The 24904-nt window shown below is 66.4% G+C and carries 22 protein-coding genes; 13 read left to right on the top strand and 9 right to left on the bottom strand.

The features are described from left to right. Positions 1–64: 64 nt before the first annotated feature. The 5 genes from CA833_RS15850 to CA833_RS15870 all read left to right on the top strand — a co-directional run bounded on the left by CA833_RS15850 (position 65) and on the right by CA833_RS15870 (position 5667). Positions 65–403 (top strand): PilZ domain-containing protein, encoded by a 339-nt coding sequence (locus CA833_RS15850; RefSeq protein WP_142633529.1) that lies wholly within the window; start codon positions 65–67, stop codon positions 401–403. Positions 404–557: 154 nt separating this feature from the next. Continuing rightward, positions 558–2669, top strand: coding sequence for a TonB-dependent receptor (locus tag CA833_RS15855; protein WP_142633527.1), 2112 nt, complete (start codon positions 558–560; stop codon positions 2667–2669). A gap of 75 nt (positions 2670–2744) precedes the next feature. After that, a complete protein-coding gene (locus CA833_RS15860; RefSeq protein WP_242526140.1) occupies positions 2745–4049 on the top strand; it encodes an MFS transporter in 1305 nt (434 codons plus the stop codon). Further along, the gene (gene cysK / locus CA833_RS15865; RefSeq protein ID WP_207078601.1) at positions 4046–4963 is read left to right on the top strand and encodes a cysteine synthase A; all 918 of its coding nucleotides are present in this window, start codon (positions 4046–4048) and stop codon (positions 4961–4963) included. Before CA833_RS15860 ends, cysK begins: the two co-directional genes overlap by 4 nt. 5 nt (positions 4964–4968) lie before the next feature. Continuing rightward, positions 4969–5667: a dienelactone hydrolase family protein gene (locus CA833_RS15870; protein WP_370584523.1), complete on the top strand. Its 699-nt coding sequence runs from the start codon at positions 4969–4971 to the stop codon at positions 5665–5667. A 59-nt stretch (positions 5668–5726) separates the two neighbouring features. Here the strand turns inward: CA833_RS15870 and CA833_RS15875 are convergent, their stop codons facing one another. From CA833_RS15875 to CA833_RS15885, 3 genes are all read right to left on the bottom strand, one after another. Continuing rightward, positions 5727–5987, bottom strand: a complete 261-nt coding sequence (locus CA833_RS15875) for a hypothetical protein (RefSeq protein ID WP_207078603.1) — start codon at positions 5985–5987, stop codon at positions 5727–5729. Between the two features lie 406 nt (positions 5988–6393). Further along, positions 6394–6783: a phosphoribosyl-AMP cyclohydrolase gene (gene hisI / locus CA833_RS15880; protein WP_207078604.1), complete on the bottom strand. Its 390-nt coding sequence runs from the start codon at positions 6781–6783 to the stop codon at positions 6394–6396. Between the two features lie 393 nt (positions 6784–7176). After that, the gene (locus tag CA833_RS15885) at positions 7177–7908 is read right to left on the bottom strand and encodes a ComF family protein (protein ID WP_207078605.1); all 732 of its coding nucleotides are present in this window, start codon (positions 7906–7908) and stop codon (positions 7177–7179) included. A 108-nt stretch (positions 7909–8016) separates the two neighbouring features. On the opposite strand from CA833_RS15885, the gene CA833_RS15890 reads away from it, so the two are divergent. Next, on the top strand, positions 8017–8784 hold the full coding sequence (locus CA833_RS15890) for a bifunctional 2-polyprenyl-6-hydroxyphenol methylase/3-demethylubiquinol 3-O-methyltransferase UbiG (RefSeq protein ID WP_207078606.1): 768 nt from the start codon (positions 8017–8019) through the stop codon (positions 8782–8784). 31 nt (positions 8785–8815) lie between these two features. Here CA833_RS15890 and ppdK read toward each other — a convergent pair whose 3' ends face one another. The 3 genes from ppdK to CA833_RS15905 all read right to left on the bottom strand — a co-directional run bounded on the left by ppdK (position 8816) and on the right by CA833_RS15905 (position 14557). Then, on the bottom strand, positions 8816–11494 hold the full coding sequence (gene ppdK, locus CA833_RS15895; RefSeq protein ID WP_207078607.1) for a pyruvate, phosphate dikinase: 2679 nt from the start codon (positions 11492–11494) through the stop codon (positions 8816–8818). 64 nt (positions 11495–11558) lie between these two features. Next, the gene (gene glyS, locus CA833_RS15900; RefSeq protein ID WP_207078608.1) at positions 11559–13643 is read right to left on the bottom strand and encodes a glycine--tRNA ligase subunit beta; all 2085 of its coding nucleotides are present in this window, start codon (positions 13641–13643) and stop codon (positions 11559–11561) included. After that, the gene (locus CA833_RS15905) at positions 13640–14557 is read right to left on the bottom strand and encodes a glycine--tRNA ligase subunit alpha (protein WP_207078609.1); all 918 of its coding nucleotides are present in this window, start codon (positions 14555–14557) and stop codon (positions 13640–13642) included. Before CA833_RS15905 ends, glyS begins: the two co-directional genes overlap by 4 nt. A gap of 178 nt (positions 14558–14735) precedes the next feature. Here CA833_RS15905 and CA833_RS15910 point away from each other — a divergent pair, with 178 nt between their 5' ends. The 7 genes from CA833_RS15910 to CA833_RS15940 all read left to right on the top strand — a co-directional run bounded on the left by CA833_RS15910 (position 14736) and on the right by CA833_RS15940 (position 21312). After that, positions 14736–15629, top strand: a complete 894-nt coding sequence (locus CA833_RS15910) for a TraB/GumN family protein (RefSeq protein ID WP_242526141.1) — start codon at positions 14736–14738, stop codon at positions 15627–15629. Between the two features lie 7 nt (positions 15630–15636). Further along, the gene (locus tag CA833_RS15915; RefSeq protein WP_207078611.1) at positions 15637–16491 is read left to right on the top strand and encodes a TraB/GumN family protein; all 855 of its coding nucleotides are present in this window, start codon (positions 15637–15639) and stop codon (positions 16489–16491) included. Positions 16492–16496: 5 nt separating this feature from the next. Continuing rightward, on the top strand, positions 16497–17309 hold the full coding sequence (locus CA833_RS15920) for a metallophosphoesterase (RefSeq protein WP_207078612.1): 813 nt from the start codon (positions 16497–16499) through the stop codon (positions 17307–17309). Between the two features lie 106 nt (positions 17310–17415). After that, complete coding sequence (locus CA833_RS15925; RefSeq protein WP_142633506.1) at positions 17416–18027, top strand: 50S ribosomal protein L25/general stress protein Ctc; 612 nt, start codon at positions 17416–17418, stop codon at positions 18025–18027. Between the two features lie 87 nt (positions 18028–18114). Further along, entirely contained in the window at positions 18115–18684 is a 570-nt protein-coding gene (gene pth / locus CA833_RS15930) for an aminoacyl-tRNA hydrolase (protein ID WP_142633504.1), read from the top strand. 73 nt (positions 18685–18757) lie between these two features. Further along, entirely contained in the window at positions 18758–19858 is a 1101-nt protein-coding gene (gene ychF / locus CA833_RS15935) for a redox-regulated ATPase YchF (RefSeq protein ID WP_207078613.1), read from the top strand. A 176-nt stretch (positions 19859–20034) separates the two neighbouring features. Beyond that, positions 20035–21312 carry an ectonucleotide pyrophosphatase/phosphodiesterase gene (locus CA833_RS15940; RefSeq protein WP_207078614.1) on the top strand — a complete coding sequence of 426 codons (1278 nt, stop codon included), beginning with the start codon at positions 20035–20037 and terminating at the stop codon, positions 21310–21312. 28 nt (positions 21313–21340) lie between these two features. On the opposite strand, the gene CA833_RS15945 is transcribed toward CA833_RS15940, so the two are convergent. The 3 genes from CA833_RS15945 to mutL all read right to left on the bottom strand — a co-directional run bounded on the left by CA833_RS15945 (position 21341) and on the right by mutL (position 24812). Continuing rightward, a complete protein-coding gene (locus CA833_RS15945; RefSeq protein WP_207078615.1) occupies positions 21341–22381 on the bottom strand; it encodes a DUF2167 domain-containing protein in 1041 nt (346 codons plus the stop codon). A gap of 62 nt (positions 22382–22443) precedes the next feature. Beyond that, positions 22444–22974 (bottom strand): hypothetical protein, encoded by a 531-nt coding sequence (locus tag CA833_RS15950; protein WP_142633497.1) that lies wholly within the window; start codon positions 22972–22974, stop codon positions 22444–22446. Continuing rightward, positions 22971–24812: a DNA mismatch repair endonuclease MutL gene (mutL, locus tag CA833_RS15955; RefSeq protein WP_207078616.1), complete on the bottom strand. Its 1842-nt coding sequence runs from the start codon at positions 24810–24812 to the stop codon at positions 22971–22973. The genes CA833_RS15950 and mutL overlap by 4 nt, the downstream gene beginning before the upstream one ends. Positions 24813–24904: the final 92 nt, after the last annotated feature.

Consider the following 24904-nt stretch of genomic DNA (forward strand, 5'->3'; position numbering starts at 1 on the left):
CGTTTGTTTGCCATTTTGATGCACTGTACCGTTTCACGGCGGCAACCAATAGGCGGACAAGAACATGAGTGCAGGAGCCCAGCTCTCTGTAACCGACAAGCGGCGGGCAACCCGCCACCCTGTCGATCACAAGCTGATCGCCGAGCATCGCCAACTGGGCGATGTCCACCTGCATATCGTCAACTTTTCCGCCCAGGGCTTCATGTGCAAGGGCGAGCTTGCGCTTGATCGCGGCGAACGGCTGGTGATGCGCCTGCCCGTGGTGGGACGGATCGAGGCCCACCTGATCTGGTCGCACGAAGGCCGCTCCGGCTTCCAGTTCGAACGCATCATCCGCATCGATGACTTCCTCAAGCTGGTTGACGCCACGCAGCCCAATCCGCGCCTCCGCCCGCGCCGGTAACACCTGCCAGCCATTGGCATCACGCAAGAAAGCCGCCCGGATCCGCTCCGGGCGGCTTTCTTGCGTGGCACCTTCACCGCACTGCAACATGAATTTTACGTCATGCTGCGATTACCTCTTGATACAGTATAACATCACCACTAGCCCAGGCGCCATGAAGACGCCCCAAGCCCGAATCGCCCTGCTGGCCTCTGCCGGCGCCCTTGCCACCACTGCCCTGCTTGCCGCACCGGGAGCCGCATTTGCCGCTGACGCTGACGCTGCCGCGACTGCAGACAGCGCTCATCCGCAGGAAAACGGCCCGGAAATCATCGTCACCGGCCGCGTGATCTCCGGCAATGCCGATCCGATCAGCGCCCCCGTGGTGCTGACCGGCGAGGCACTGACCCGCGACATCAAGCCGCAGATCGGCGAAATGCTGGCAAGCCTGCCCGGCGTCTCCAGCACCGGCTTCGCGCCGGGTGTCTCGCGCCCGGTCCTGCGCGGTTTTGACGGTCCGCGCGTGCAGGTGCTGCTTGACGGCATCGGCTCGCTCGATGCCTCCTCGGTGTCGGCCGACCACGCCGTCTCGCTCGACACGCTCAATGTCGAGCGTGTCGAAGTGCTCCACGGCCCCCGCGTCCTGCTTTACGCCAGCGATCCCTCGGGCGGCGCCGTCAACGCGGTAGACAAGCGCATCCCGCGCAGCGTGCCGGACAAGGCCTTCACCGTCGACGCACTCGGTTCCTTCGGCACCGCCGCCGACATGGTGAACGGCGGCATTGCCACCAACGTGCGCCTTGCCAGCCGCCTCGTTGCCCACTTCGACGCTTCCTACTACCACAGCGATGACCTCCACGTCGGCGGCCACGTGCTCTCGCCCGAACTGCGCGCCGAAACGCTGACCCAGGCGAGCGACCTTGCCGCCGCCGGCGACCTGACCGGCGCCGCCACGCTCACCGAACAGGCCAACGCCAAGGGCAAGATCGCCAACAGCGGCACCGAGGGCTGGAGCTACGGCGGCGGCCTCGCCTTCATCGACGACGGCGGCGACATCGGCGTCTCGGTGCAGCGTCTCGCCACCGACTACGGCATCCCGCCGCGTCCCTCGACCGATCCCGAGGCCACCAGCATCTCGCTGCGCCAGACCCGCGTCGACCTGCGCGCCGGGCTCAACCTCACCGGCTTCCTCAAGCGCCTCGAAGTGCGCGGCGCCTATGGCGACTACGAGCACGCCGAGATCGAGGACGGCGACATCGGCACCCAGTTCCACAACCAGGCCGTGGAAGTGCGCCTCCAGGCCGACCAGGCCAAGCGCGGCATCTGGAGCGGCTCGACCGGTGTCCAGTACTCGTCCTCGCGCCTCGACATCAGCGGCGACGAGGCCCTGCTGCCGGACAACAACACCAACCGCTTCGCGGTCTTCACGCTGCAGCAGCTGGAAGTCGGCCGCTTCGACCTCGAAGGCGCGCTGCGCTACGAGAACACGCAGATCCGCACGATCCCGGCCACCGAGCACCGCGACTTCGACCAGTACGCCGCCGTTGCCGGTGTCGCCTGGCACGCCACCGACACGCTGACCTTCTCGGCCAACTTCTCGCACGGCGAACGCGCACCGTCGGCCGAGGAACTCTTCGTCGACGGCCTGCATGACGCCACCCAGTCCTACGAACGCGGCAACCCGAACTTCACGGTCGAGAAGAGCAACACCGTCGAGGCAGGACTGCGCTACAATGGCGGCGCCTTTGTCGGCTCGGTCACCCTGTTCGGCACCAACTTCGACAACTTCATCACCGCCGTTCCGACCGGCGAAGTGATCGAGGACTTCCCGGTCTACCAGTACCTCCAGGCCCCCGCCCGCTTCCGCGGCATCGAGGCTGAAGGCGCGCTGACCTTCGCACGCTGGGGCGACAACGCGCTCAAGGCCGACGGCGGGGTCGACTATACCCATGCCAAGCTGGTCAACATGGGCCCGGTACCCCGCATTCCCCCGCTGCGCACGCGCGGCGGCCTCGAATTCGATTCGCCGGCCGTCACCCTGCGCGGGGAAGTGGAATGGAACGCCAAGCAGGACCGCGTGACCGAGAACGAGAACCCGACCAGCGCCTTCACGCTCGTCAACCTCAGCGCCACCTGGCGCCCGATGGGCCAGGACGGCCCGCTCTCGCTGATCCTCGCCGCCGACAACCTGCTCGACGCAACGGGCCGCCTCGCCGCCTCGGAAACGCGCGACTTCGTGCCGATCGCCGGCCGTGACGTGCGCCTCACCGCGCGGTTTACTTATTGATCCCAAACATAACCTATCGGCTCCCCATGGCAGCATGACTTGGCAAGCGCCGGTCATGCTGCCATGCAGCCCGACGTGAATACGCCCCCTTCCCCTGCAGCCGCCCCAGCGCAGCCCCCATCCCCACCGACATCCCCGCTGCGCATCGCCGATTACCGCAAGTTCTGGCTTGCCCGGTTCTTCCAGGTACTGGCCTCGACCGGCATGGTCGTCATCATCGGCTACCAGCTCTATGACGTCGCCCGCAGCGACTATGGCATGTCGATCACCCAGGCCTCGTTCCAGCTTGGCCTGCTGGGCTTTGCACAGTTCCTGCCGATCTTCCTGCTGACCCCGATTTCCGGCGTCATCGCCGACCGGTTCGACCGGCGCCGGGTGGCCGGCCTTGCCATGGGCATCGACATCCTCGTCGCGCTCGGCCTCGGCATCACCACCACGCTCGACTGGCGCAGCCTGCCCGCACTCTACATCTTTGCCGCGGTTCACGGCGCCGTGCGCGTCTTTGTCGCCCCCTCGATGAGCGCAATCGCCCCCAACATCGTGCCAAGCAGCCTGATCCCCCGCGCGATCGGCTTCAACTCGATCGCCATGCAGGCAGGTACGATCGTCGGCCCTGCGGCCTTCGGTTTCCTCTTCGCCAGCCACCACGCCTCCCCCTACTGGGTCGCGGCCTCACTCATGGCGCTTGCCGCGCTCAATATCCTGGCAATCCGCAACATTCCGCCGGTGCCCGTGGATGCGCGCAAGGCGCACCCGCTGCGCCAGATCGTCGATGGCTTCCACTTCATCTGGAGCGAACGCTTCCTGCTCGGCTGCATCACGCTGGACCTCTTCGCAGTGCTGCTGGGCGGGGCCACCGCGCTGATGCCGGTGTTCGCGCGCGACATCCTGCATGTCGGCCCCGAGGGGCTCGGCCAGATGCGCGCGGCGACGGCCGCCGGCGCCGCCGTCGTCGCGCTCTGGCTCTCGTTCCGCCCGCTGGCGAGGAACGTCGGCGTCAAGATGCTCGTGTCGGTCGCCGCCTACGGCGCGATGACGCTGGGCTTTGGTCTGTCGCGCAGCTTTGCCGTCTCGCTGGGCTTCCTCGCGCTGATCGGCGCGGCGGACATGATCTCGGTGTTCATCCGCAGCTCGCTGGTCCAGCTGCGCACGCCTGATGACAAGCGCGGGCGCGTTTCCGCCATTTCCGGGCTCGCCATCTCCGCCTCGAACGAGCTTGGCGAGATGCAGTCGGGTGTCGCCGCCGCACTTCTGGGTGCAACCGGCGCAGTTGTCTTCGGCGGCACCGCTGCCATAGTCATTACCGCAATCTGGGCCTGGGGCTTCCCCGAGATCCGCCGGGCCCGAACCTTCGCACCACGTTGGGAGCAAGAGCAATGAAGGCCGACAGCATCCTCGCCACCATCGGCAATACCCCGCATATCCGCCTCTCGCGCCTGTTCCCGGACCATGAGGTCTGGATCAAGGCGGAGCGCGGCAATCCGGGCGGTTCGATCAAGGACCGCATCGCGCTTGCCATGATCGAGGCCGCCGAGGCCGACGGTACCCTGAAGCCTGGCGGCACCATCATCGAGCCGACCTCGGGCAACACCGGCATCGGCCTCGCCATGGTCGCGGCGGTCAAGGGCTACAAGCTGGTCCTTGTCATGCCCGAATCGATGTCGATCGAGCGCCGCCGCCTGATGCTGGCCTATGGCGCCAGCTTCGACCTGACGCCGCGCGAAAAGGGCATGAAGGGCGCGATCGAGCGCGCGCGCGAGCTCATCGCCGAAACCCCCGGCTCGTGGATGCCGCAGCAGTTCGACAACCCTGCCAACGTCGCCGTCCACGTGAAGACGACCGCGCAGGAAATCCTCGCGGACTTCGCCGAGACCCCGGTCGACGTGCTGATCACCGGCGTCGGCACCGGCGGCCACCTCACCGGCTGCGCCGAGACGCTCAAGGCGACCTGGCCCTCGCTCAAGGCCTATGCCGTGGAACCGACGCTTTCGCCGGTGATTTCCGGCGGCCAGCCCGGCCCGCACCCGATCCAGGGCATCGGCGCCGGCTTCATCCCCGGCAACCTGCACACCCAGTCGATCGACGGCGCCATCCAGGTCGACCCGGCCGACGCCAAGGAATGGGCACGCCGCTGCGCGACCGAGGAAGGCATGCTGGTCGGCATCAGTTCGGGCGCAACGCTGGCCGCCATCGCCCAGAAGCTGCCCTCGCTGCCCGAAGGCTCGCGCGTGGTCGGCTTCAACTACGACACCGGCGAGCGTTATCTCTCGGTGCCGGACTTCCTGCCGGAATGAGCGGGATGGACGCTATCGCCTACAGCCACGCCGGTCAGCAGCTGACCGGCTGGCTGGCCCGCCCCTCGGGCGAGGTCCGCGCTGCGGTCATCCTCTTCCCGACCATCGCCAACGTCAACGCGCCGATGGAACGCCGCGCGAAGATGCTGGCGGAGCTTGGTTACCTTACGCTCGTCGCCGACTTTTATGGTGAGCCCGTCGCCAGCTTCGAGGCCTCGTTCCCGCTGGCCGACACGCTGCGCGCCGACAACGCCCATTACCGTGGCCGCATCGCCGCTGCCATCGCGGCACTGCGCGCGCTGCCCGAAGCGCAAGGCCTGCCGATGCTCGGCGTGGGCTACTGCATGGGCGGTCAGGCGGTTCTCGAGGCCGCACGCGAGGGCCAGGACCTGCTGGCCGCGGTCAGCTTCCACGGCACGCTGGCAACGCGCAATCCCGCGGAACCGGGCACGATCCGCCCGCGCATCCTGATCTGCCACGGCGATGCCGATCCGCTGGTCCCGCGCGAACAGGTCATCGGCTTCTGGGAGGAAATGGACAAGGCCGGGGCCAACTGGCACTTCCACGCCTATTCCGGCGTGCGCCACGGCTTCACCGACCGCGGCAGCGACGAACGCGGCATGGCCGCCCTCGGTTACGACGCCAGTGCCGACCGTCAAAGTTGGGCCGCGATGCTTTCGCTGTTCGACGAAGTTCTGGACTGAACGCCAGGATATAGGCCGTGGCTGCCCCTCGAGGCAGCCACGGTCCGTCTCATGGCCTGTCAGCAGCCGTTGGACTTGTTTCCGCCGACGGGGGGACGATGATCCCCGTCATTGCGGTGGTCGCCGCTGTTGCCCCACTTGTTGCCGTGCCGGCTGCCCTGCCAGCCTTTGCTCCTGCCGAAATCCCCGGTCAGCGCAGCCAGCTTGAGCTTCGACGCGCTCAGCGTCGATTGAGCGGCCTTCTCCCCCGCCATGGCGGCGGTTGGAGCGACTGCCAGCAGGCCCACGGCGGCGGCAGTAACGGTTAGACGTTGCATCATGAGGTTTTCCCTTCCTTCTTTGCGCCCCGAACGACCTTTCCAGGCCGACGACCTCTCCTTCGCTGCCCCAAGTCGACCCGCGCCGGTTCCGGTCAGCAGGCACGAGTCTTCCCTCGGCCGGTGAAGGGGCAAGACACCGGCCACGGGACAGTCGAAAAACAGTTTTTGCAATTATCGCAGGGCAATAGGGATCGCGCGCCAATCACCACTGCCGACCGGGAGCCTTCCCTTTCGCAGTGCAGCATGCGAGCGCGTTGCGACGATACGTCCGTCGGATCGGGCCAATCGAAGGCCCTCTCAATTTCAGCCTAACATGCTGAATTGAACAGATAAGCCTGAAACAGACTGTTCTATATGCATTTCTTGCGCGATGAACTTGCAGGCCCGGAGCGAGCCCGCAAATCCTTCAGCCCTCTACCGATTCGAGTCCTTCGTCGGTGAGACGACGATAAAAGCAGCTGCGCGCTCCGGTATGGCAGGCAGGGCCTTCCGGCCGGACCCGCAGTTCGATCGCGTCCTGGTCGCAATCGACTCGGATCTCCTCGACCCGCAGCACATGGCCGGAAGTCTCGCCCTTCAGCCACAGCTTCCCGCGCGAGCGCGAATGGAAATGGGCAAGCCCGGTCTCACGCGTGCGCGCCAGAGCTTCTGCATCCATGAACGCCACCATCAGGATTTCCCGGGTCAGGGCGTCCACCGCGATGCCGATCACCAGCCCCTGCGCGTCGAACTTGGGAAGGAAAGCAGAACCTTGCTCGCGTTCGGCCTTGGAAATCTCGGAACCGGTATCGGACATTTCAGATATATTCCCCAGATACGTCACGGCCAAATGGTTGTTGCACGATAACCACAGCCGATCACCAAAATCCCCGTAACGTGCTCAAGCCCCTTTTCAACCCCCGCGTTTGCTGGGAATGTCGCCTTGCAGCTGGGGGGCTGCTTCCGACCTTAGGTCGCTGACTGATAGATGTCTCACCGGCAGAAATGCCAAGGCAATATCAGGAAACAGGCACCACGGTTCAGGGAAGAATTGAGGGATCGGACCAGGCGGCCTGCAGGGGGGCCGCCGAACCGCTTAGCGGGGTCCACGAGTTTCGTCACGAGAACGCCCGGAGCCAATTTGGCTCCGGGCGTTTTCGTCTTTACGCTGCCCCAATCGGACATTTCCTTTTCAAAGCCTGCCCTGAGGTCAAAGCGCCTCGTCCAGAACCCGGGCAAAACAACCGATCACCACTTTGCGGGCGCCCGCGCGCTTGAGCGCCGCCACGCAGGCATCGCTGGTCGCACCGCTGGTCAGCACATCGTCGACCAGCACGATCCGCGCGCCTTTCACCAAAGGACGATGGCGCCGGGACACTGCGATCGCCCCCGACAGCACCCGCTGGCGCGCCCCGCGTCCCAGGCCGCCGAGCGAGGGCGTGGCCTTGCGGCGCTCCAGCACGGCGACGCCTAATCGCGCACCCCGCTGCCGGGCGAGGGCGCGGGCCAGCTCCGCCGCCTGATTGTAGCCGCGCCGCCAGAGCCGCCAGCGATGCAGCGGCACCGGAACCACCAGCCAGTCCGCGTCGACATCACTCATGCGGCCAGCGATCAGCCCGCCCATCATCTGCGAAAGCGCGATGCGGTTGCCGTGCTTGAGCGCCAGCACCAAGCGCCGCGAGGCATCGTTGTAGAGCGTGGCCGCAGCAATGCCGTCATGCCTGGGCGGATCGGCCATGCAAGGCGCGCACATCGCGCCTTGCGGTATGCTCTGCTTGAAGGGCCTGGCACACGTGCGGCAACCGGGATCGCCGGGTAGCACCAGTTGCTGCCAGCACGCCGGACAGAGCCCGTTCTGGGCAACGATCGCGGTGCCGCACAGCGGGCAGCGCGGCGGGAATACAAGGTCCAACAGCGGCGCAAGCGCCTTGCCAATCTCCATCGCGCCGAGACTAGGCGGCCCGGGCGCCACGGCAAGCTACAAGCTGTTCATCCGCGAAGCCGCCTGCAAGGTTGCGCGAAGCCGCCGGACGCGGCAGGGAGCCAAGCGATGGCCGAAAGCACTCCCCCCGCCCCGCCGCGTATCTTCGCCCCGTCCCGCCGCATCGCCGCCCGCCGCCGCGCCGAGGCGCTGCAACGCCTGCCCGACGCGCCGCACTACCTGCTCGACGACATGATCGAGGATGTCGAGGAACGCCTCTCGTTCCTGCGCTTCGAACCACGCCGCGCGCTGGTGATCGGCGACTGGACCGGCTCTCTCGCCCGGAGCCTGCGACTGCGCGGCATCGAGGTGGTCGAGGCGGAACCCGCCTCCGGGTTCGACGAGGAGGCGCCCTACCCCTTCGACGGTTTCGATCTCATCGCCAGCCTCGGCACGCTGGATACCGTCAACGACCTGCCCGGCGCGCTGATCCACGCCCGCCGGGCGCTGGCCCCGGGCGGCATGCTGATCGCCAGCTTCCTGTCCTCGGGAAGCCTGCCGCGCCTGCGCGAGATCATGCTGGCCGCCGACGCCGATCGCCCCGCCGCCCGCATCCATCCGATGGTGGACGTGCGGGCGGGCGGGCAACTGCTCCAGCGCACGCTCTATGCCGACCCGGTGATCGACCAGCGCCCGCTCCAGGTCTCGTTCCGCAGCTTCGAGCGCCTGATCGGCGACTTGCGTGCCCAGGCCCATTCCAGCGTCCTGGCCGACCCCGGGCCGGCGCTCGGCAAGGCCGCGCTGGCGCGCGCCAAGGCCGCGTTCGAGGCCGCCGGAGCCAACGGCAAGACCGTCGAAACTTTCGAGATTCTAACCCTATCCGGCTGGAAGAAATAAGAAAAAGGCCGGAGCGTTGCCCCGGCCTTTTTCATGTCGCCAGTGCCGCCTGCGCTGCCGCGAGGCGCGCGATGGGAACCCGGTAGGGCGAGGCGCTGACGTAATCGAGCCCCACCTTCTCGCAGAACGCGATCGAGGCCGGGTCACCGCCATGCTCGCCGCAAATGCCCAGCTTGAGATCGGAACGGACCGCGCGCCCACGCTCGGCTCCCATCTGCACAAGCTGGCCGACACCCTCTATATCGAGGCTGACGAAGGGATCGCGCGGGTAGATGCCCTTCTCGACATAAGGGCTGAGGAAACGCGCCGCATCATCGCGCGAAACGCCAAGCGTCGTCTGCGTGAGGTCGTTGGTGCCGAACGAGAAGAACCGCGCCTCCTCGGCAATCTCACCCGCCATCAGCGCCGCGCGCGGCAGTTCGATCATGGTGCCGACCATGTAATCGAGCACCTGCCCCTTTTCGGCAAAGACCCTGGCGGCAGTCTCGTCGACCACCTTCCTGAGGATCTGCAACTCGCGCCGGGTGGCGACCAGCGGAATCATCACTTCCGGCACGATCGCCTCGCCCGATGCGGCAGCCACGTCGCAGGCCGCCTCGAAGATGGCGCGGGCCTGCATTTCGTAGATTTCGGGGAAGGTGATGCCAAGGCGGCACCCACGATGCCCCAGCATCGGGTTGAATTCGTGGAGTTCGTCGGCCCGGCGCTTGAGCGTCTCGACGCCGATGCCGATGCTCTCCGACAGTTCCGCGAACTCGCCGTCACCGTGCGGCAGGAACTCGTGCAGCGGCGGATCGAGCAGGCGGATGGTGACCGGAAGGCCGGCCATGACCTCGAAGATCGCGGTGAAGTCGGCGCGCTGCTCGGGCAGCAGCTTGGCCAGCGCCGCGCGGCGCCCGGCTTCGTCTTCGGCGAGGATCATCTGGCGCACGGCCGAAATCCGGCCCGCGTCGAAGAACATGTGCTCGGTCCGGCACAGGCCGATGCCCTCGGCACCGAACTGGCGCGCCATCCGGCAATCCGCCGGGGTTTCGGCATTGGTGCGCACTTTCATGCGGCGGTGCTTGTCGGCCCAGACCATCAGCGTGGCGAAATCGCCCGCCAGTTCCGGCTCGATGGTCGGCACTTCTCCGGCCATGATGTCACCGGTGGCGCCATCGAGCGTAATGACGTCGCCTTCCTTCAGCGCCCGGCTGCCCATACGCAAGGTGCGGCTCTTCATGTCGATCGACAGGCCGGAGGCGCCCGAGACACACGGGCGCCCCATGCCGCGCGCCACCACGGCGGCATGGCTGGTCATGCCGCCACGCGCCGTCAGGATGCCCTTGGCGGCATGCATGCCGTGAATGTCCTCGGGACTGGTCTCGACCCGGACAAGCACGACCGCCTCGCCCATTTCCGCGCGCTTTTCGGCAGTGTCGGCATCAAGCACGATAGCCCCCGAAGCCGCCCCCGGCGATGCGGGAAGGCCCTTGCCGAGAATGTCGCGCGGCGCCTTGGGATCGAGCGTGGGGTGCAGAAGCTGATCGAGCGCCATCGGATCGACACGCCGGATCGCGGTCGCCTCGTCGATCAGGCCCTCGTCCACCATGTCGACCGCCATCTTGAGCGCCGCCTTGGCAGTACGCTTGCCCGAGCGGGTCTGCAGCATCCACAACTTGCCGCGCTCGACGGTGAACTCGATGTCCTGCATGTCGCGGTAGTGCTTTTCGAGAAGCTCGAACACCGCGGCAAGCTCGGTGTAGGCCTCCGGCATCGCCTCTTCCATCGACAGCGGGTTGGCCCGGGCCCGCTCACGCGCGGCCTTGGTGAGATACTGCGGCGTACGGATACCGGCGACGACGTCCTCGCCCTGCGCGTTGACCAGCCACTCGCCGTAATAGGCCTTTTCCCCGGTCGCCGGGTCGCGGGTGAAGGCGACGCCGGTGGCCGAGGTATCACCCATGTTGCCGAAGACCATGGCCTGGACGTTGACCGCCGTGCCCCAGTCACCGGGAATGTCGTTGAGGCGGCGATAGACCCTGGCGCGGTCGGAATCCCACGAATCGAACACCGCCCGGATCGCGCCCCAGAGCTGTTCGTGCACATCCTGCGGGAACGGGCGGCCGAGTTCCTCCTCGACGATGCCCTTGTATTCGCTGACCACGGCCTTCCAGTTCGACGCCGTCATCTCGACGTCGTTCATGTAGCCGTTGTCTTCCTTGGCGATCTCCAGCGCTTCCTCGAAGCGCCCATGATCGAGGCCGAGGACGACATCGGAATACATCTGGATGAAGCGGCGATAGCTGTCCCAGGCAAAACGTTCGTCGCCCGAGGTCTGCGTCAGCCCCTCGACCGTGGCATCGTTGAGGCCAAGGTTGAGGACCGTGTCCATCATGCCCGGCATCGATACCCGCGCGCCCGAACGGACCGAGACCAGCAGCGGATCGGCGGCGTCGCCAAAAGCCTTGCCGACGGTCTTCTCGATATGCGTCAGCGCCTCGGCCACATCGGTGCGCAGCGCATCCGAGAAGTCCCCGCCTTCGGCGAGGTACTTCACGCATTCTTCGGTGGTAATGGTGAAACCGGGAGGAACCGGCAGGCCGATCCCGGCCATTTCGGCCAGGTTCGCACCCTTGCCGCCGACCACGACCTTGTCGCGCCCGCGAGGATCGTCATTCCTGACATCGTTCCCCGCGCTGCCGCCGAACGTGTAGACCTGCCTGTTCATCTATCCCCCGACTTTCCTGTCCTGGCTCGTATGCTCCTTCGAGAACCGTCGGGGGAGGAGACCCTTATCCTTCGATCTTCGAGAAGTCCGCCACGTTGTGCACTGCACTGCGGAAGCGATCAAGCAAGGCGAGGCGCGAGCGGCGCTTGACCGGATCGGCATCGTTGACCGTGACGCCTTCGAAAAAGGCGTCGATCGGCGCCCGCAACGTGGCAAGCGCGGTCATGGCCGCCGCGAAGTCCTCACCCTCGACCGCCTTGGCCGCCTGAGGTTCCGCCGCTGCCACGGCATCGAGCAGCGCCTGCTCGGCAGGCTCGGCCGCATAAGGCAGCGAACCGCGCGCGGCGTAGACGTCCTTCATGTCGGGATCGTCGACGTTTTCGAGCGGATCCTCGTCGCCGGTGCGGGCGATGGCGCCGGAGAAATCTTCCTTCTTGAGGATATTCGCCGCGCGCTTGTACCCCGCAAGCAGGTTCACGCCGTCATCGGTCTGCACGAAGGCCTGAAGCGCATGGACGCGGGCCAGCAGGCGCACGAGGTCGTCCTCGCCGCCCAGCGCGATCACCGCATCGATCAGGTCGTGGCGGATGCCCGCTTCCTTCTGCTGGACCTTCAGGCGGTCCACGAAGAAGTCGAGCAGATCGCCCTCGGCCACGCCGAAGCGCAAGGTGTTGTCGGTAATCAGCCGAATAATGCCCAGCGCCGCACGGCGCAGCGCGAAGGGGTCCTTCGAGCCGGTGGGCTTCTCGTCGATCGCGAAAAAGCTGCGCAGAGTATCCAGCTTGTCCGCCAGCGCCACGGCCACCGTCACCGGGGCAGTGGGGACTTCATCGCCCTGCCCGACTGGCTTGTAGTGATCGCGGATGGCATCGGCGACGGCATCGGGCAGACCTTCGGCGCGGGCGTAATAACCACCCATAAGCCCCTGAAGTTCGGGGAATTCTCCAACCATCTCGGTGACGAGATCGGCCTTGGAAAGTTCCGCCGCCTGACGCGCCAGCGCCGGATCGCAATTCGGCACCACACCTTCGCTCGCCAGCCATTCGGCCAGCTTGGCCACGCGCTCGACCTTGTCGGCGACCGTGCCCAGTTTCTCGTGGAAGGTGATGCGTGCCAGCTTTTCGGCGTGGACCGAAAGCGCCGTCTTGCGATCCTGCTGCCAGAAGAACCGCGCGTCCGACAGGCGGGCTGCCAGGACCTTGCGGTTGCCATCGACGATGGCGGTGCCGCCATCGGTGGCGACGATGTTCGCGGTGCAAACGAAGGCGTTCGCCAGCCCGCCCGAAGCGTCCTCGCAGACGAAGTACTTCTGGTTCACGCGGGCGGTAAGCTGGATGGTTTCGGGCGGAACTTCGAGGAAGTCCTCCTCGAACCGGCCGAGCAGCGGCACCGGCCATTCGGTAAGGCCCGCGTTCTCGACAACGAGGCCCTCGTCCTCCACCAGCACCAGACCGGCAGCCGAAGCCGCCTCGCGCGCCTTGGTGCGCACGATGTCCTGACGTTCCTCATGGTTCACGAGGACATGGGCGAGGCGCAGCTTGTCCGCATAGTCATGCGCGCCGCCGATGGTGATCTCGCCGGGGGCGTGGAAGCGGTGGCCCTTGGTAACGTAGCCCGAAGCAATGCCGCCGACCTCGCACGCGACCAGATCTTCGCCGAGCACCGCAACGATGCCCGAGAGCGGACGCACCCAGCGCAGCGATTCGGTGGAGAGCGAAGCCGCCCCCCAGCGCTGCGACTTGGGCCAGGGGAACGCGCGGACAATGGCGGGGATCGCCTCTGCCAGCACGTCCTTCACCGCGCGGCCGGGCTTCTCGACAACCGCGAAATAGGTGTCCTTGCCCTTGAGGTCGCGGACTTCGAGCTGGTCTTTCGTAAGGCCGGTCTTGCGCAGGAAGCCTTCCAGTGCCTGCTCGGGCGCGCTGGTGGCGGGGCCCTTGGTTTCCTCGCGGACGGCCTCGGTCGCCAGCGGCAGACCATGGGCAATCAGCGCAAGGCGGCGCGGGGTCGACCAGACGGTGACGTCTCCCACGGCAACGCCGGCCGCTTCCATTTCCTTGCGGAACAGCTTTTCAAGGTCGGCACGGGCGCCGGCCTGCATGCGCGCGGGGATTTCTTCGCTGCGCAGTTCGAGAAGGAAGTCGGTCATGCGCTCCACCCCGGGAACTTGGCTTCCCACTGGTCCTTGTTCTTGTCGATCCAGGCCTTGCACGAACCCTTGGCGAGTTCACGCACGCGGCCGATGTAGCTTGCGCGCTCCTGCACGGAGATCACGCCGCGCGCCTGCAGCAGGTTGAAGAGGTGCGAGGCCTCAATCGCCTGGTCATAGGCGGCAAGCGGAATTTCCGCCTCGATGCAGCGCATGCACTCGGCCTCGGCAGCCTTGAAACCGGCAAACAGCGCGTCGGTGTCGGCGATTTCGAAGTTGTACTTCGACTGCTGCTGCTCGTTGGCGAGGAAGACGTCACCATAGGTAACGCCTTCGCTGTTGAACTTGAGGTCGTAGACCCAGTCCACGCCCTGGATATACATCGCAAGGCGTTCGAGGCCGTAAGTCAGTTCGCCCGCAACCGGCTTGCAGTCATAACCGCCGACCTGCTGGAAATAGGTGAACTGCGTCACTTCCATGCCGTCGCACCAGACTTCCCAGCCCAGCCCCCAGGCGCCCAGCGTCGGGCTTTCCCAGTCGTCCTCGACAAAGCGGATGTCGTGCGCCAGCGGATCGACGCCGATCGCCGCGAGGCTCTGCAGGTAAAGCTCCTGGAGGTTCTCGGGGTTCGGCTTCAGGATCACCTGATACTGGTAATAGTGCTGGAGGCGGTTCGGGTTCTCGCCATAGCGACCGTCGGTCGGGCGGCGCGAAGGCTGGACATAGGCCGCCTTCCACGGTTCGGGACCGAGCGCGCGCAGCGTGGTCGCGGGGTGGAACGTACCCGCCCCCATGCGCATGTCGTAAGGCTGGAGAATGAGGCAGCCCTGCTTGCTCCAGAAATCATGGAGCGTCAGGATCATGTCCTGAAAGCTTAGCGGCTGCCTTTCTGCGGATGGCACGGCGGTCGACATCGAAATCCCGTCAAAACTCTTGAACAGCCGGCCTTTGGCGGATCGACACCGGCAAATCAACCGCGCTGAACGACGCGATCGTGACACAGAGCGCTACCCCGGAGCAATCGATGCCGCTAAGGCAAGCCCAGAGGCGCCGTTAATCGCACGTTTGCCTGTACCGTTTCATGGAATGGCGATGAAATTCTTCCGTAAATCCCGGGTCCGTCTTGCCGCTGCCACCGCCCTTGGCCTTCTTGCCGCCACGCCGTCGCTGGCGCAGGAGGAGGCGCCCGCACGCCCTGCCATGTGGAAGATCGCGGACAAGGACACCACGATCTACCTCTTCGGCACGATCCACATCCTGCCGGAAGATACCCACTGGTTCGCGGGGCCCGTGAAAAAGGCCTTCGATTCGTCCGACCTGCTGGTCACCGAAACCGAGATCGGCTCTGCCGAATCGCTCCAGCAACTCTTCATCGACAAGGGCATGCGCCGCGACGGCACGACCCTGCGCGCCAGCCTGCCTGCGCAAGAGCGGGCGGCCTTCGAGAAGGCGCTGGCCGGCATGGGCATCCCGGCCGAAGCCTTCGACCGTTTCGAGCCGTGGTATGCCGGGCTGCTGCTGTCCCTGCTGCCGCTCAAGGCCGCCGGCTACGACAAGGCCAACGGCGTCGAGACGCTGATCGAGGCCCGGGCGGCGGAAAAGCACAAGGCCCGCAAGGCACTGGAAACGCCTGAATACCAGATCGAACTGTTCGACGGCATGCCGCTCGAAAGCCAGAACCGCTACCTTGGCGAAGTGCTGGACCAGTTGCCGACCTTGCGCGAGGACGTCGCGAAAGTGGTCACCGCCTGGAAGACCGGCCGCGCCGACGAACTTGCCAGCCTGCTCAACGAGGACGAGTCGGACGAGGCCATGCGCGCGGCTTTCATCACCAACCGCAACAAGGCATGGGCCCAGTGGCTGCAGGCCCGCATGGCGGAGCCGGGCACGGTCTTTGTCGCCGTGGGCGCAGGGCACCTTGCCGGTGAAGGCAGTGTGCAGGACCAGCTCGCAAAAGTCGGAATAAAGGCAAAACGGGTTCAGTAACAACACCATGCGACGCATTCTTGGCCTTGTTGCGAGCACCTTGCTGGCCGCCTGCTCGCAGTCGCCCGAGCCGGCAAATCCCGCGCTCTGGCATGTCGAAGGCTCCGGCGGCCAGCAGGCCTGGCTCTTCGGCACGATCCACAGCGTCAAGCGCCCGCTCGCATGGGACACCGCCAAGGTGCGCGGGGCGCTGGCCGCCGCCGACAGCGTGATGGTGGAAGTGAGCAACCTTGCCGACGAGAAAGCGGTGGCCGCCACATTCGCGCGGCTTGCCAAGAGTAGCGGGCAACCCGTTCTTTCACAGAGAATTTCCGTGAAATACCGCCCCGCGCTCGCAGCCCTCCTGAAGCGCGGGGGCTATACCGACGGCGACTTTGCGCAGATGGACACCTGGGCCGCCGCCCTCACCCTCGCCCGCATCGGCGCCAGCGACGATAACAGCCGTAACGGCGTGGACCGGGCCGTGATGACACAGGCAGGCGAGAAACCCGTCGTCGAACTCGAAGGCGCCGAACGCCAACTCGGCCTGTTCGACGGCCTCGCCGAAGCCGACCAGCGCGATCTGCTCACCGCCGTCGTGACCGACCAGCAGGGCGACGACGACAGCCGCCTCGCGGAAAGCTGGCGCAAGGGCGACATGACCGCGATCGAGCGGGAAACCCGGCGCGGCATGCTCACCGACCCGCAACTGCGCGCCGTCCTCTTCACCGGCCGCAACCGCGACTGGACGAGCAGGATCGCCGCCGCCATGACGCAAGGACACCGGCCTTTTGTTGCCGTCGGTGCGGCGCACATGGCCGGACCGGAAGGCCTGCCCGCCCTGCTCGCGGCAAACGGCTACAAGGTCACGCGGGTCGAGTGATGACCATGGACGACAGTACCTCCGGCAGCGGACCGTTCGACATCATCGGCGACGTGCACGGCTGCGCCGACGAACTGGAAGAGTTGCTTGGCCAACTGGGTTACCGGCTCGAATGGAACGGCAAGACCGTCACCGTCACGCCGCCGACCGGCCGCCGCGCGGTGTTTCTCGGCGATCTGGTCGACCGCGGACCGCGATCGCCGGACACCCTGCGCATCGCCCGTCACATGGTCGAGAACGACCACGCCCTCGCAGTCGTAGGGAACCATGACGACAAGCTCATGCGGCACCTCGCGGGACGGAATGTCACCATTTCCCATGGCCTTGCAGAGACAATCGAACAACTCCGCGAAGAACCGCCGGAGTTCCTGGCCGGGATGCAGGCATGGCTCGGCACCCTGCCCAGCCACCACGTGCTCGACCACGGCAAGCTGATCGTGGCCCATGCCGGCTTCAAGGAAAGCCTGCTCGGCCGCACCGGCAAATCCGTCCGCGCCTTTTGCATGTATGGCGAGACGACCGGCAAGATCGACGAATTCGGCCTGCCCGTTCGCGGCGACTGGGCCGCGGGTTACGCAGGCAAGGCCGTGGTCGTCTACGGACATACGCCGGTCCGCGAGGCTGAATGGGTGGGCCGGACGGTCTGCATCGACACCGGCTGTGTCTTCGGCGTCAAACTGACGGCGCTGCGTTATCCCGAACTGGAGCTGGTCTCGGTCCCGGCCCGGCGCATCCACTGCCCGCCGACCCGCCCCCTCAAGGCGCCTTCCGGGCGATCCAGCCCCGCTCCGCTTGCATTTCCGCCGAATTCGCATTAAGGGCCCGCGCTTCCCGTCATGGTCATCCCTGGAGGCGTGGCGGGAACGGCGCAGGTCGATGAGCGATCCGCTGCCGATCTATATCCAGTTTTGAAAGGCAAGTCCCATGAGCGATACGCTTAACCTGCCGGCCGAGACGCGCGAACGGGCTGGCAAGGGAGCCTCCCGTGCACTGCGTCGCGACGGCCGTGTTCCCGCTGTCATCTACGGTGGCAACGAAGAACCCATCGCGATCCACGTCGAGGAAAAGGAGCTGACCCGTCAGCTCATGACCGGCCACTTCTTCAACTCGATCGTCGAAGTCGAAGTTGGCGGCAAGAAGCTGCGCACGCAGCCCAAGGACGTTGCCTTCCACCCGGTCACCGACCGTCCGCTCCACGCCGACTTCCTGCGCCTTGGCGCCAACGCGACCGTGCACGTCAACGTGCCCGTCGTGTTCGCCAACGAAGAAGCCTCGCCGGGCCTCAAGCGCGGCGGCGTGCTGAACGTCGTTCGTCACGACCTTGAACTGGTCTGCGATGCCGACAAGATCCCGCACGAGATCACCATCGACGTGACCGGCTTCGACGTGGGCGAATCGATCCACATCCACCACGTGAAGCTGCCTTCGGGCGTTGCTTCGGCGATCACCGACCGCGATTTCACCATCGCGACGATCGCTGCCCCTTCGGCTCTGAAGAGCTCGGAAGGCGACACGACCAAGACTGAAGCCGAGTAATCGGACAGTCCTAGAGATTGGCCCCTTCCGCCCCGGCATGCCCGGCGCGCGGAAGGGGCCTTTCGCTTTTTCGGGAACAGTACAACCATGCAGCTTTGGGTCGGCCTCGGTAATCCCGGACCGCAATATGCGATGAACCGCCACAACGTCGGCTTCATGGCGGTTGATGCGATTGCGGAAATCCACCGCTTCGGCCCGGTCCAGAAGAAGTTCCAGGGCTGGCTGCAGGAAGGCCGCATCGGCACCCAGAAAGTGCTGCTGCTGAAGCCCGCCACCTTCATGAACGAGAGCGGCCGCGCCGTTGGCGAGGCGATGCGCTTCTACAAGCTGGCGATCACGGATCTCACCGTGTTCCATGACGAACTCGACCTCGCGCCCTTCAAGGTCAAGGTGAAGCAGGGCGGCGGCCATGCCGGCCACAACGGCCTGCGCTCGATCGACCAGCACCTCGGCCCCGATTTCCGCCGCGTGCGCCTCGGCATCGGCCATCCCGGCCACAAGGACCGCGTCCACGGCTATGTGCTGGGCAACTACGCCAAGGCCGAGATGGATCCGCTGGCCGGCATGCTGGGCGCCGTTGCCGCCGAAGCCGACCGCCTTTCCGCCGGCGATGACGTGCGCTTCATGAACGATGTCGCGCTGCGCCAGCAGGACTGAGCCTGCAAGCTGGCTGGCCATTTACCGCGACTGACGCTAAGGCGCGGCCAATCATTTCTTCCCGGAGTTACACATGGGTTTCCGTTGCGGAATCGTGGGCCTGCCGAATGTCGGCAAGTCGACCTTGTTCAATGCGCTCACCGAGACGCAGGCGGCGCAGGCGGCCAACTATCCGTTCTGCACGATCGAGCCCAACGTCGGCCAGGTCGGCGTGCCCGATCCGCGCCTCGACAAGCTGGCCGAGATCGCCGGTTCGGCCAAGATCATCCCGACGCAGCTTTCCTTCGTCGATATCGCCGGCCTCGTGCGGGGCGCATCCAAGGGTGAGGGCCTGGGCAACCAGTTCCTCGGCAACATCCGCGAAGTAGACGCCGTCGTCCACGTGCTGCGCTGCTTCGAGAACGACGACATCCAGCACGTCGACAACAAGGTCGACCCCATCGCCGATGCCGAGACGGTCGAGACCGAACTGCTGCTCTCCGACCTCGAAAGCCTCGAAAAGCGCGTTCCCGCGGCGCAAAAGAAGGCCGCCCAGGGCGACAAGGAATCGAAGATCATCGCTTCGGTGCTCGGCCAGACGCTGGAACTGCTGCGCGACGGCAAGCCCGCGCGCCTGACCCAGCCCAAGGACGAGGACGAAGCCCGCGTCTTCGCGCAGGCCCAGCTTCTCACCGCCAAGCCGGTGCTCTACGCCTGCAACGTCGAGGAAGAAGCCGCCGCCGAGGGTAACGAATTCTCGGCCCGGGTGTTCGAGAAGGCCAAGGCCGAAGGCGCCACCGCCGTCATCGTGTCCGCCGCCATCGAATCGGAACTTGTCGGCATGGAGATCGAGGAACGCATGGTGTTCCTTGAAGAGATGGGTCTCCACGAGACCGGGCTCGCCCGCATCATCCGCGCCGGCTACGACCTGCTCGGCCTGCTGACCTTCTTCACCGTCGGCCCCAAGGAAGCTCGCGCCTGGACCGTGCACAAGGGCGCCAAGGCCCCCGAAGCCGCCGGCGAGATCCACTCGGACATGCAGCGCGGCTTCATCCGCGCCGAAACCATCGCCTTTGACGACTACGTCGCGCTCGGCGGCGAAACCGGCGCCAAGGAAGCCGGCAAGCTGCGTCAGGAAGGCAAGGAATACCTGGTGCATGACGGCGACGTCATGCACTTCAAGTTCAACGTCTAAGAGTCTGCCTGGGGAATACCCGCACGGGCATTCCCGGTAGCGGCACCGGGCCGGTGCCGCGAAATTCGCTCTTCCGCGAATTACCAAACAAACTCTGACCATCTGAACGGCGCGGAAAATCACTTTCCGCGCCGTTCTGGCATAATTCTGCAAAGTCCCCCCGCCAAGCAGCCCCCATGAAGCGATTTGCCCTTTCGCTGGCCCTTCTCGCCGCCAGCGCCGCCCCTCTTGCCGCCACCCCTGCCCAGTCCTCGCCGCCGACAACCACGGCACCCGACGAGACGCGCGCGCCGGTGACGATCCTCGTCTCGATCGACGGGTTCCGGGCGGACTATCTGGACCGCGGCATCACCCCTCATCTCGACGCACTGGCCGCAAGCGGGATCAGCGCGGCGATGCGCCCCTCGTTCCCCAGCAAGACTTTCCCCAACCACTGGACGCTGGTGACCGGCAAAGTCCCGGATCATCACGGCATCGTCGCCAACCGCTTCGAGGACCCCGCGCGTCCGGGCGAAGTCTTCACCATGGCGAGCGACGATCCCTTCTGGTGGAACGGCGCCGAACCGATCTGGGTGACGGCGGAAAAGGCAGGCATCCGCACCGCCACGATGTTCTGGCCAGGCTCGAACGTCGCCTGGGGTGGCCGCCGCGTGAAGTCGTCGTGGACCGAGGATCAGGGCGGCACGCGTCCGTCCGACTGGCAGCAGTTCAACCAGGCGGTTTCCCCCGGCCAGCGGGTTTCGGCGGTGATCGACTGGCTGCGCCGCCCCGCCGCCTCCCGCCCGAAGTTCGTGACCGTCTACTTCGACCAGGTCGATACCGCCGGGCACCGTTACGGCCCCGATGCCGAGCAGACCAATGCCGCGGTTGCCGATGCCGACCGCGACATCGGCATGTTGATCGAGGGCCTGCGCGCGCTTGGGCAACCGGCCAACCTCGTGGTCGTCGCCGACCACGGCATGGCCGCCACTTCGAGCGAACGCACGATCGCGCTCGACCGACTCGCCAGCCCGAAGCTGTTCAAGCTGGGCGATGCCGGCCCCTTCGCGGCAATCACGCCGACCAGGGGCAAGGACGGCAAGCTCGCCGCAATCCTGCTGAAGCCCCATCCGCACATGCAGTGCTGGCGCCGGCAGGACATTCCGGCGCGCCTTCGCTACGGCACCAACGCCCGCATCGCGCCCTACTTCTGCCTGGCCGAGACCGGTTGGGAAATCGCCGCGACCACGCCCCGGACCGCCCGGAGCGGCGGCTCGCACGGCTACGACAATGCCGCGCCGGAAATGGCCGCGCTGTTCGTGGCCGCGGGACCGGCATTCAAGGCCTCCGGCAAACTGCCCGCGTTCGACAATGTCGACGTCGCCCCCTTGCTGCGCGACCTTGTCGGGCTGCCGCAGGCCCCGGATGGCGACGGCAGCGATGCGCCGTTCCGCAGCGTGCTGACGGCGAAGTAGCAGCGCCGCTCCGCCGTCGAACCGGCCATCAGGCGACCGGCGTTTCCGCGCGCTCGGGAGCGCCCGAGGCAGCCTCATCGGCACCGTCTTCGGCAGCTTCTTCGGCAGCTTCTTCGGCCGGAGCGGCGACCGGCTGTTGCTCCTCGAACGACGGATCGTCCTCCTCGGCCTTGCGGCGGCCGAACAGTCCGGCGATCTTGTTGCGCAGGACCGCAAACGCGGCGATCGCGGCAATCGCGATGGGCTTCAGGAACTTGAGCAGGATCGCCAGGATACCCAGCTTCTTGGCCGCGGCCACGCCCACACCCGCCGCGATCAGCCCGCCGATACCGTATTCGGCGGTCTTGTCGGTGGACGAATCGTAGTCCTGATAGCGCGCGCCCTGATCGAAGGCGGCATGGTCGGCAAAGGCCGTGGCCGCCTGCCGCACATCCGAAAGCTGGTCCATCGACGAGACCAGGTTGAGGCTCAGCACCCCGCGCCGGCCCAGCGTGCGGACATCATAGTTCAGCGTATGGCTGGCCGCATCGCCAACGGCGATATCCTGCGCCCAGACCACCGAATGCGTGCCTGCGTCATAGGTCGGCTGCTCGGCCCAACCGGCGAGATGCATCGCCGGATAGCCTTCGGCCTTGCGCTTCTCGTTGTTCTCGTCCTCGCCCTCGCGCATCTGCGTGAGCAATTCGGCATAGTCGACCTTGCCGGCATCGTCGTCGCTCACGAAGCCGGTCTCTTCATACGTCACCACCGCGCCCCAGGCATCGCTGAGCGGCGAGGCGCCGGCGGGCATGACCATGCCCAGCACCCGGTCGGCCGATTGCGACGGATTGCCCCAGATATCGACCAGGATCTTGCGCGCGTCTTCGGGGCCGTAAAAATCGTAGGCATCGCCAAGATCGAGCGTCGCATGGGCCTCGGCGATGGCGATCTTGCCATGCCGGGGCTGCAGCGACTTGGCGGCGGCAACAACTGCTTCGGGAAGCTGCACCGGCGCGTCCGCCGCCCTGACCGGCACGCCGGCCGCAACAATCAGCGCCGCCGCCGCGACGCCAAGAAAACGTAACTTCATGAAATCCCCCGTTCAATGACCGGACATAATGCCGATGCCGCGGAACGGGTCAAGCGTGCCGGTCAGGCGGCCGGGGTCGCCTCGCCGGGCGCTGCCGCGTCGCCCCGGCAGCGCATCTCGCCGTCCGCGCGGAAGGCCACACGCTCCTGCGCATCGTGCAGGATCAGCCGGGCAGGCCAGTGCGTGGTATCCGATCCCCCGGCACGGTCCGGCAGGCTGACCAGATCCACCCACGTCGAGAGACCGACATAAGTTGTCCGCGCATCCCCCGGTAATTGCGCGCTTTCCAGCTTGGCGGCGTAACGCTTGAGGTCACCCTCGATCCGCATGAACCCTTCCTCGGCATTGCCGATGAAGATCGGGTCGGCCTCGCCCTGTCTGACGAACCGGCAGCCCGGCTTGTCGAGACCGTAACGCTCGACATCGATGCGGGTGATCGGCCTGGGCAGGATCGGGCGGAACGGCTCCTTGCTCATCCGCTCGACCATGGCGATGTCATGGGCATCCTCGGCTCTCTGGCGGGCCGGATCCTCCTTGCCGCAAGCCGAGAGAGCACCCAAAGCCGCCAAGGCAAGTACCGCAGATCGCATCATTTTCGTCCGAACAGCTTCTCGATATCCTGATGTGCGAGTTTAACCCACGTAGGGCGGCCATGGTTGCATTGGCCCGAACGCGGCGTGCGTTCCATTTCGCGCAGCAGCGCGTTCATCTCGGCGACCGAAAGGGCGCGCCCTGCCCGTACCGAGCCGTGGCAGGCCATCGTCGCCAGCACCAGATCGAGCTTTTCACCCAGCAGCAGGGCATCGCCGTTCTTGGCGAGATCGTCGGCCACGTCCTGCACCAGCGCATGGACGTTGCTCTTGCCCAGCACCGAGGGAACCGCCCGCACCAGCATCGCGCAAGGCCCGAAGCGTTCGAGCGCAAGGCCGAACTTCGCAAGGTCCGCGATCTTGTCTTCCAGCGCGTCGCAGGCGGCTTCTTCCAGTTCGACCACTTCGGGCAGGAGCAGCGCCTGACTGCGCGCCATCGCGTCCTCGGCCCCGGCGGCCTTCAGCCGTTCAAGGACAAGGCGCTCGTGCGCGGCGTGCTGGTCGACGATCACGAGGCCGTCCTGCGCCTCGGCAACGATGTACGTGCTCGCCACCTGCCCGCGCGCGACGCCCAGCGGGTAGCCGATTTCCTGCTGCGGCTCCTCGGGTACCATTTCGGCGCGGCCCGAAGGTTCGGCCATGACCTGCGCCTCGTAGGAACGCCAGGCCGCGCCGGCCTCGGCCACGCGCGGGTCTGCCGGGCGCGCGCCCGGAGAGGAATATTGCGGACCGGGGGAATATTGCCGCGCGAACAGCGAGCCCAGTGCCGGAGCGGGTTCGGGCGCGCGCGGGGCCAGCGGCTCGACCTGCCACATGTTCATCGCGGAGGCCTGCGGCGGCTGCGCGCTCTTCTGGCCCGACGATTCGAGCGCGTGGCGCAAGGCGCCGACAAGGAAGCCGCGAATGAACGCCGGGTCGCGGAACCGCACTTCGGTCTTGGCCGGATGGACGTTGACGTCGACTTCCTCGGGCGGAAGTTCGAGGAACAGCGCCAGCACCGCGTGCCGGTCGCGCGCCAGCATGTCCGCGTAGGCGCCGCGCACCGCGCCGACCAGCAGGCGGTCCTTCACCGGGCGCCCGTTGACGAACAGGTACTGGTGATCGGCAACGCCGCGGTTGTAGGTCGGCAGGCCGGCAACCCCGGTCAGCCGCGCCGTCCCGCGCTCGGCATCGATCAGCACGCCGTCGTCGGCGAGTTCGCGCGCGACGAGGCGGGCGACTCGCGAGGCCAGTTCCTCGCGCGGCTGTACCGCCAGCACCCGGCGCCCCTCATGCTCCAGCACGAAGCCGATATCGGGCCGCGCCATCGCGAGGCGGCGCACGACATCCTGGCAGGCGGCATATTCGGAGCGGGCCGAGCGCAGGAACTTGCGCCGCGCAGGCACTTTGCCGAACAGGTCCTCGACCCGGATGCGCGTGCCCGGCGGCAGCGCGGCGGGCGAATCGATTACCACCTGCCCGTGATCGACCACCCGCTTCCAGCCTTCGACCGAATCGTGCGGGCGGCTTTCGATGGTCAGCCGGGCAACCGAGCCGATCGAGGGCAGCGCCTCGCCCCGGAACCCCAGCGTGGTCACCAGTTCGATCGCCTCGTCGGGCAGCTTCGAGGTGGCATGGCGCTCCAACGCCAGCGCGATCTCGTCGGGGCGCATGCCGCAGCCGTCGTCGGTCACCTCGATGAGGTCGAGACCGCCCGAGGCGAGCCGCACGGTGATCTCGGTCGATCCCGCGTCGATGGCATTCTCGACCAGTTCCTTGAGCGCCGCCGCGGGCCGCTCGACCACTTCGCCCGCGGCGATGCGGTTGACGAGATGCTCGGGAAGACGGCGGATCGTGGGCATTTTCAGGTCTCTGGTTCGGCCCCTTGCGGCGGGGCTAGGTGGCGCCGGGAGGCGCGCTGGTCATCGCGGCTTCTACCGGGGGAAAGCCGCAT

Origin of the sequence: Novosphingobium sp. KA1, assembly GCF_017309955.1 — a bacterium.
In the GTDB taxonomy this organism is placed as follows: domain Bacteria; phylum Pseudomonadota; class Alphaproteobacteria; order Sphingomonadales; family Sphingomonadaceae; genus Novosphingobium.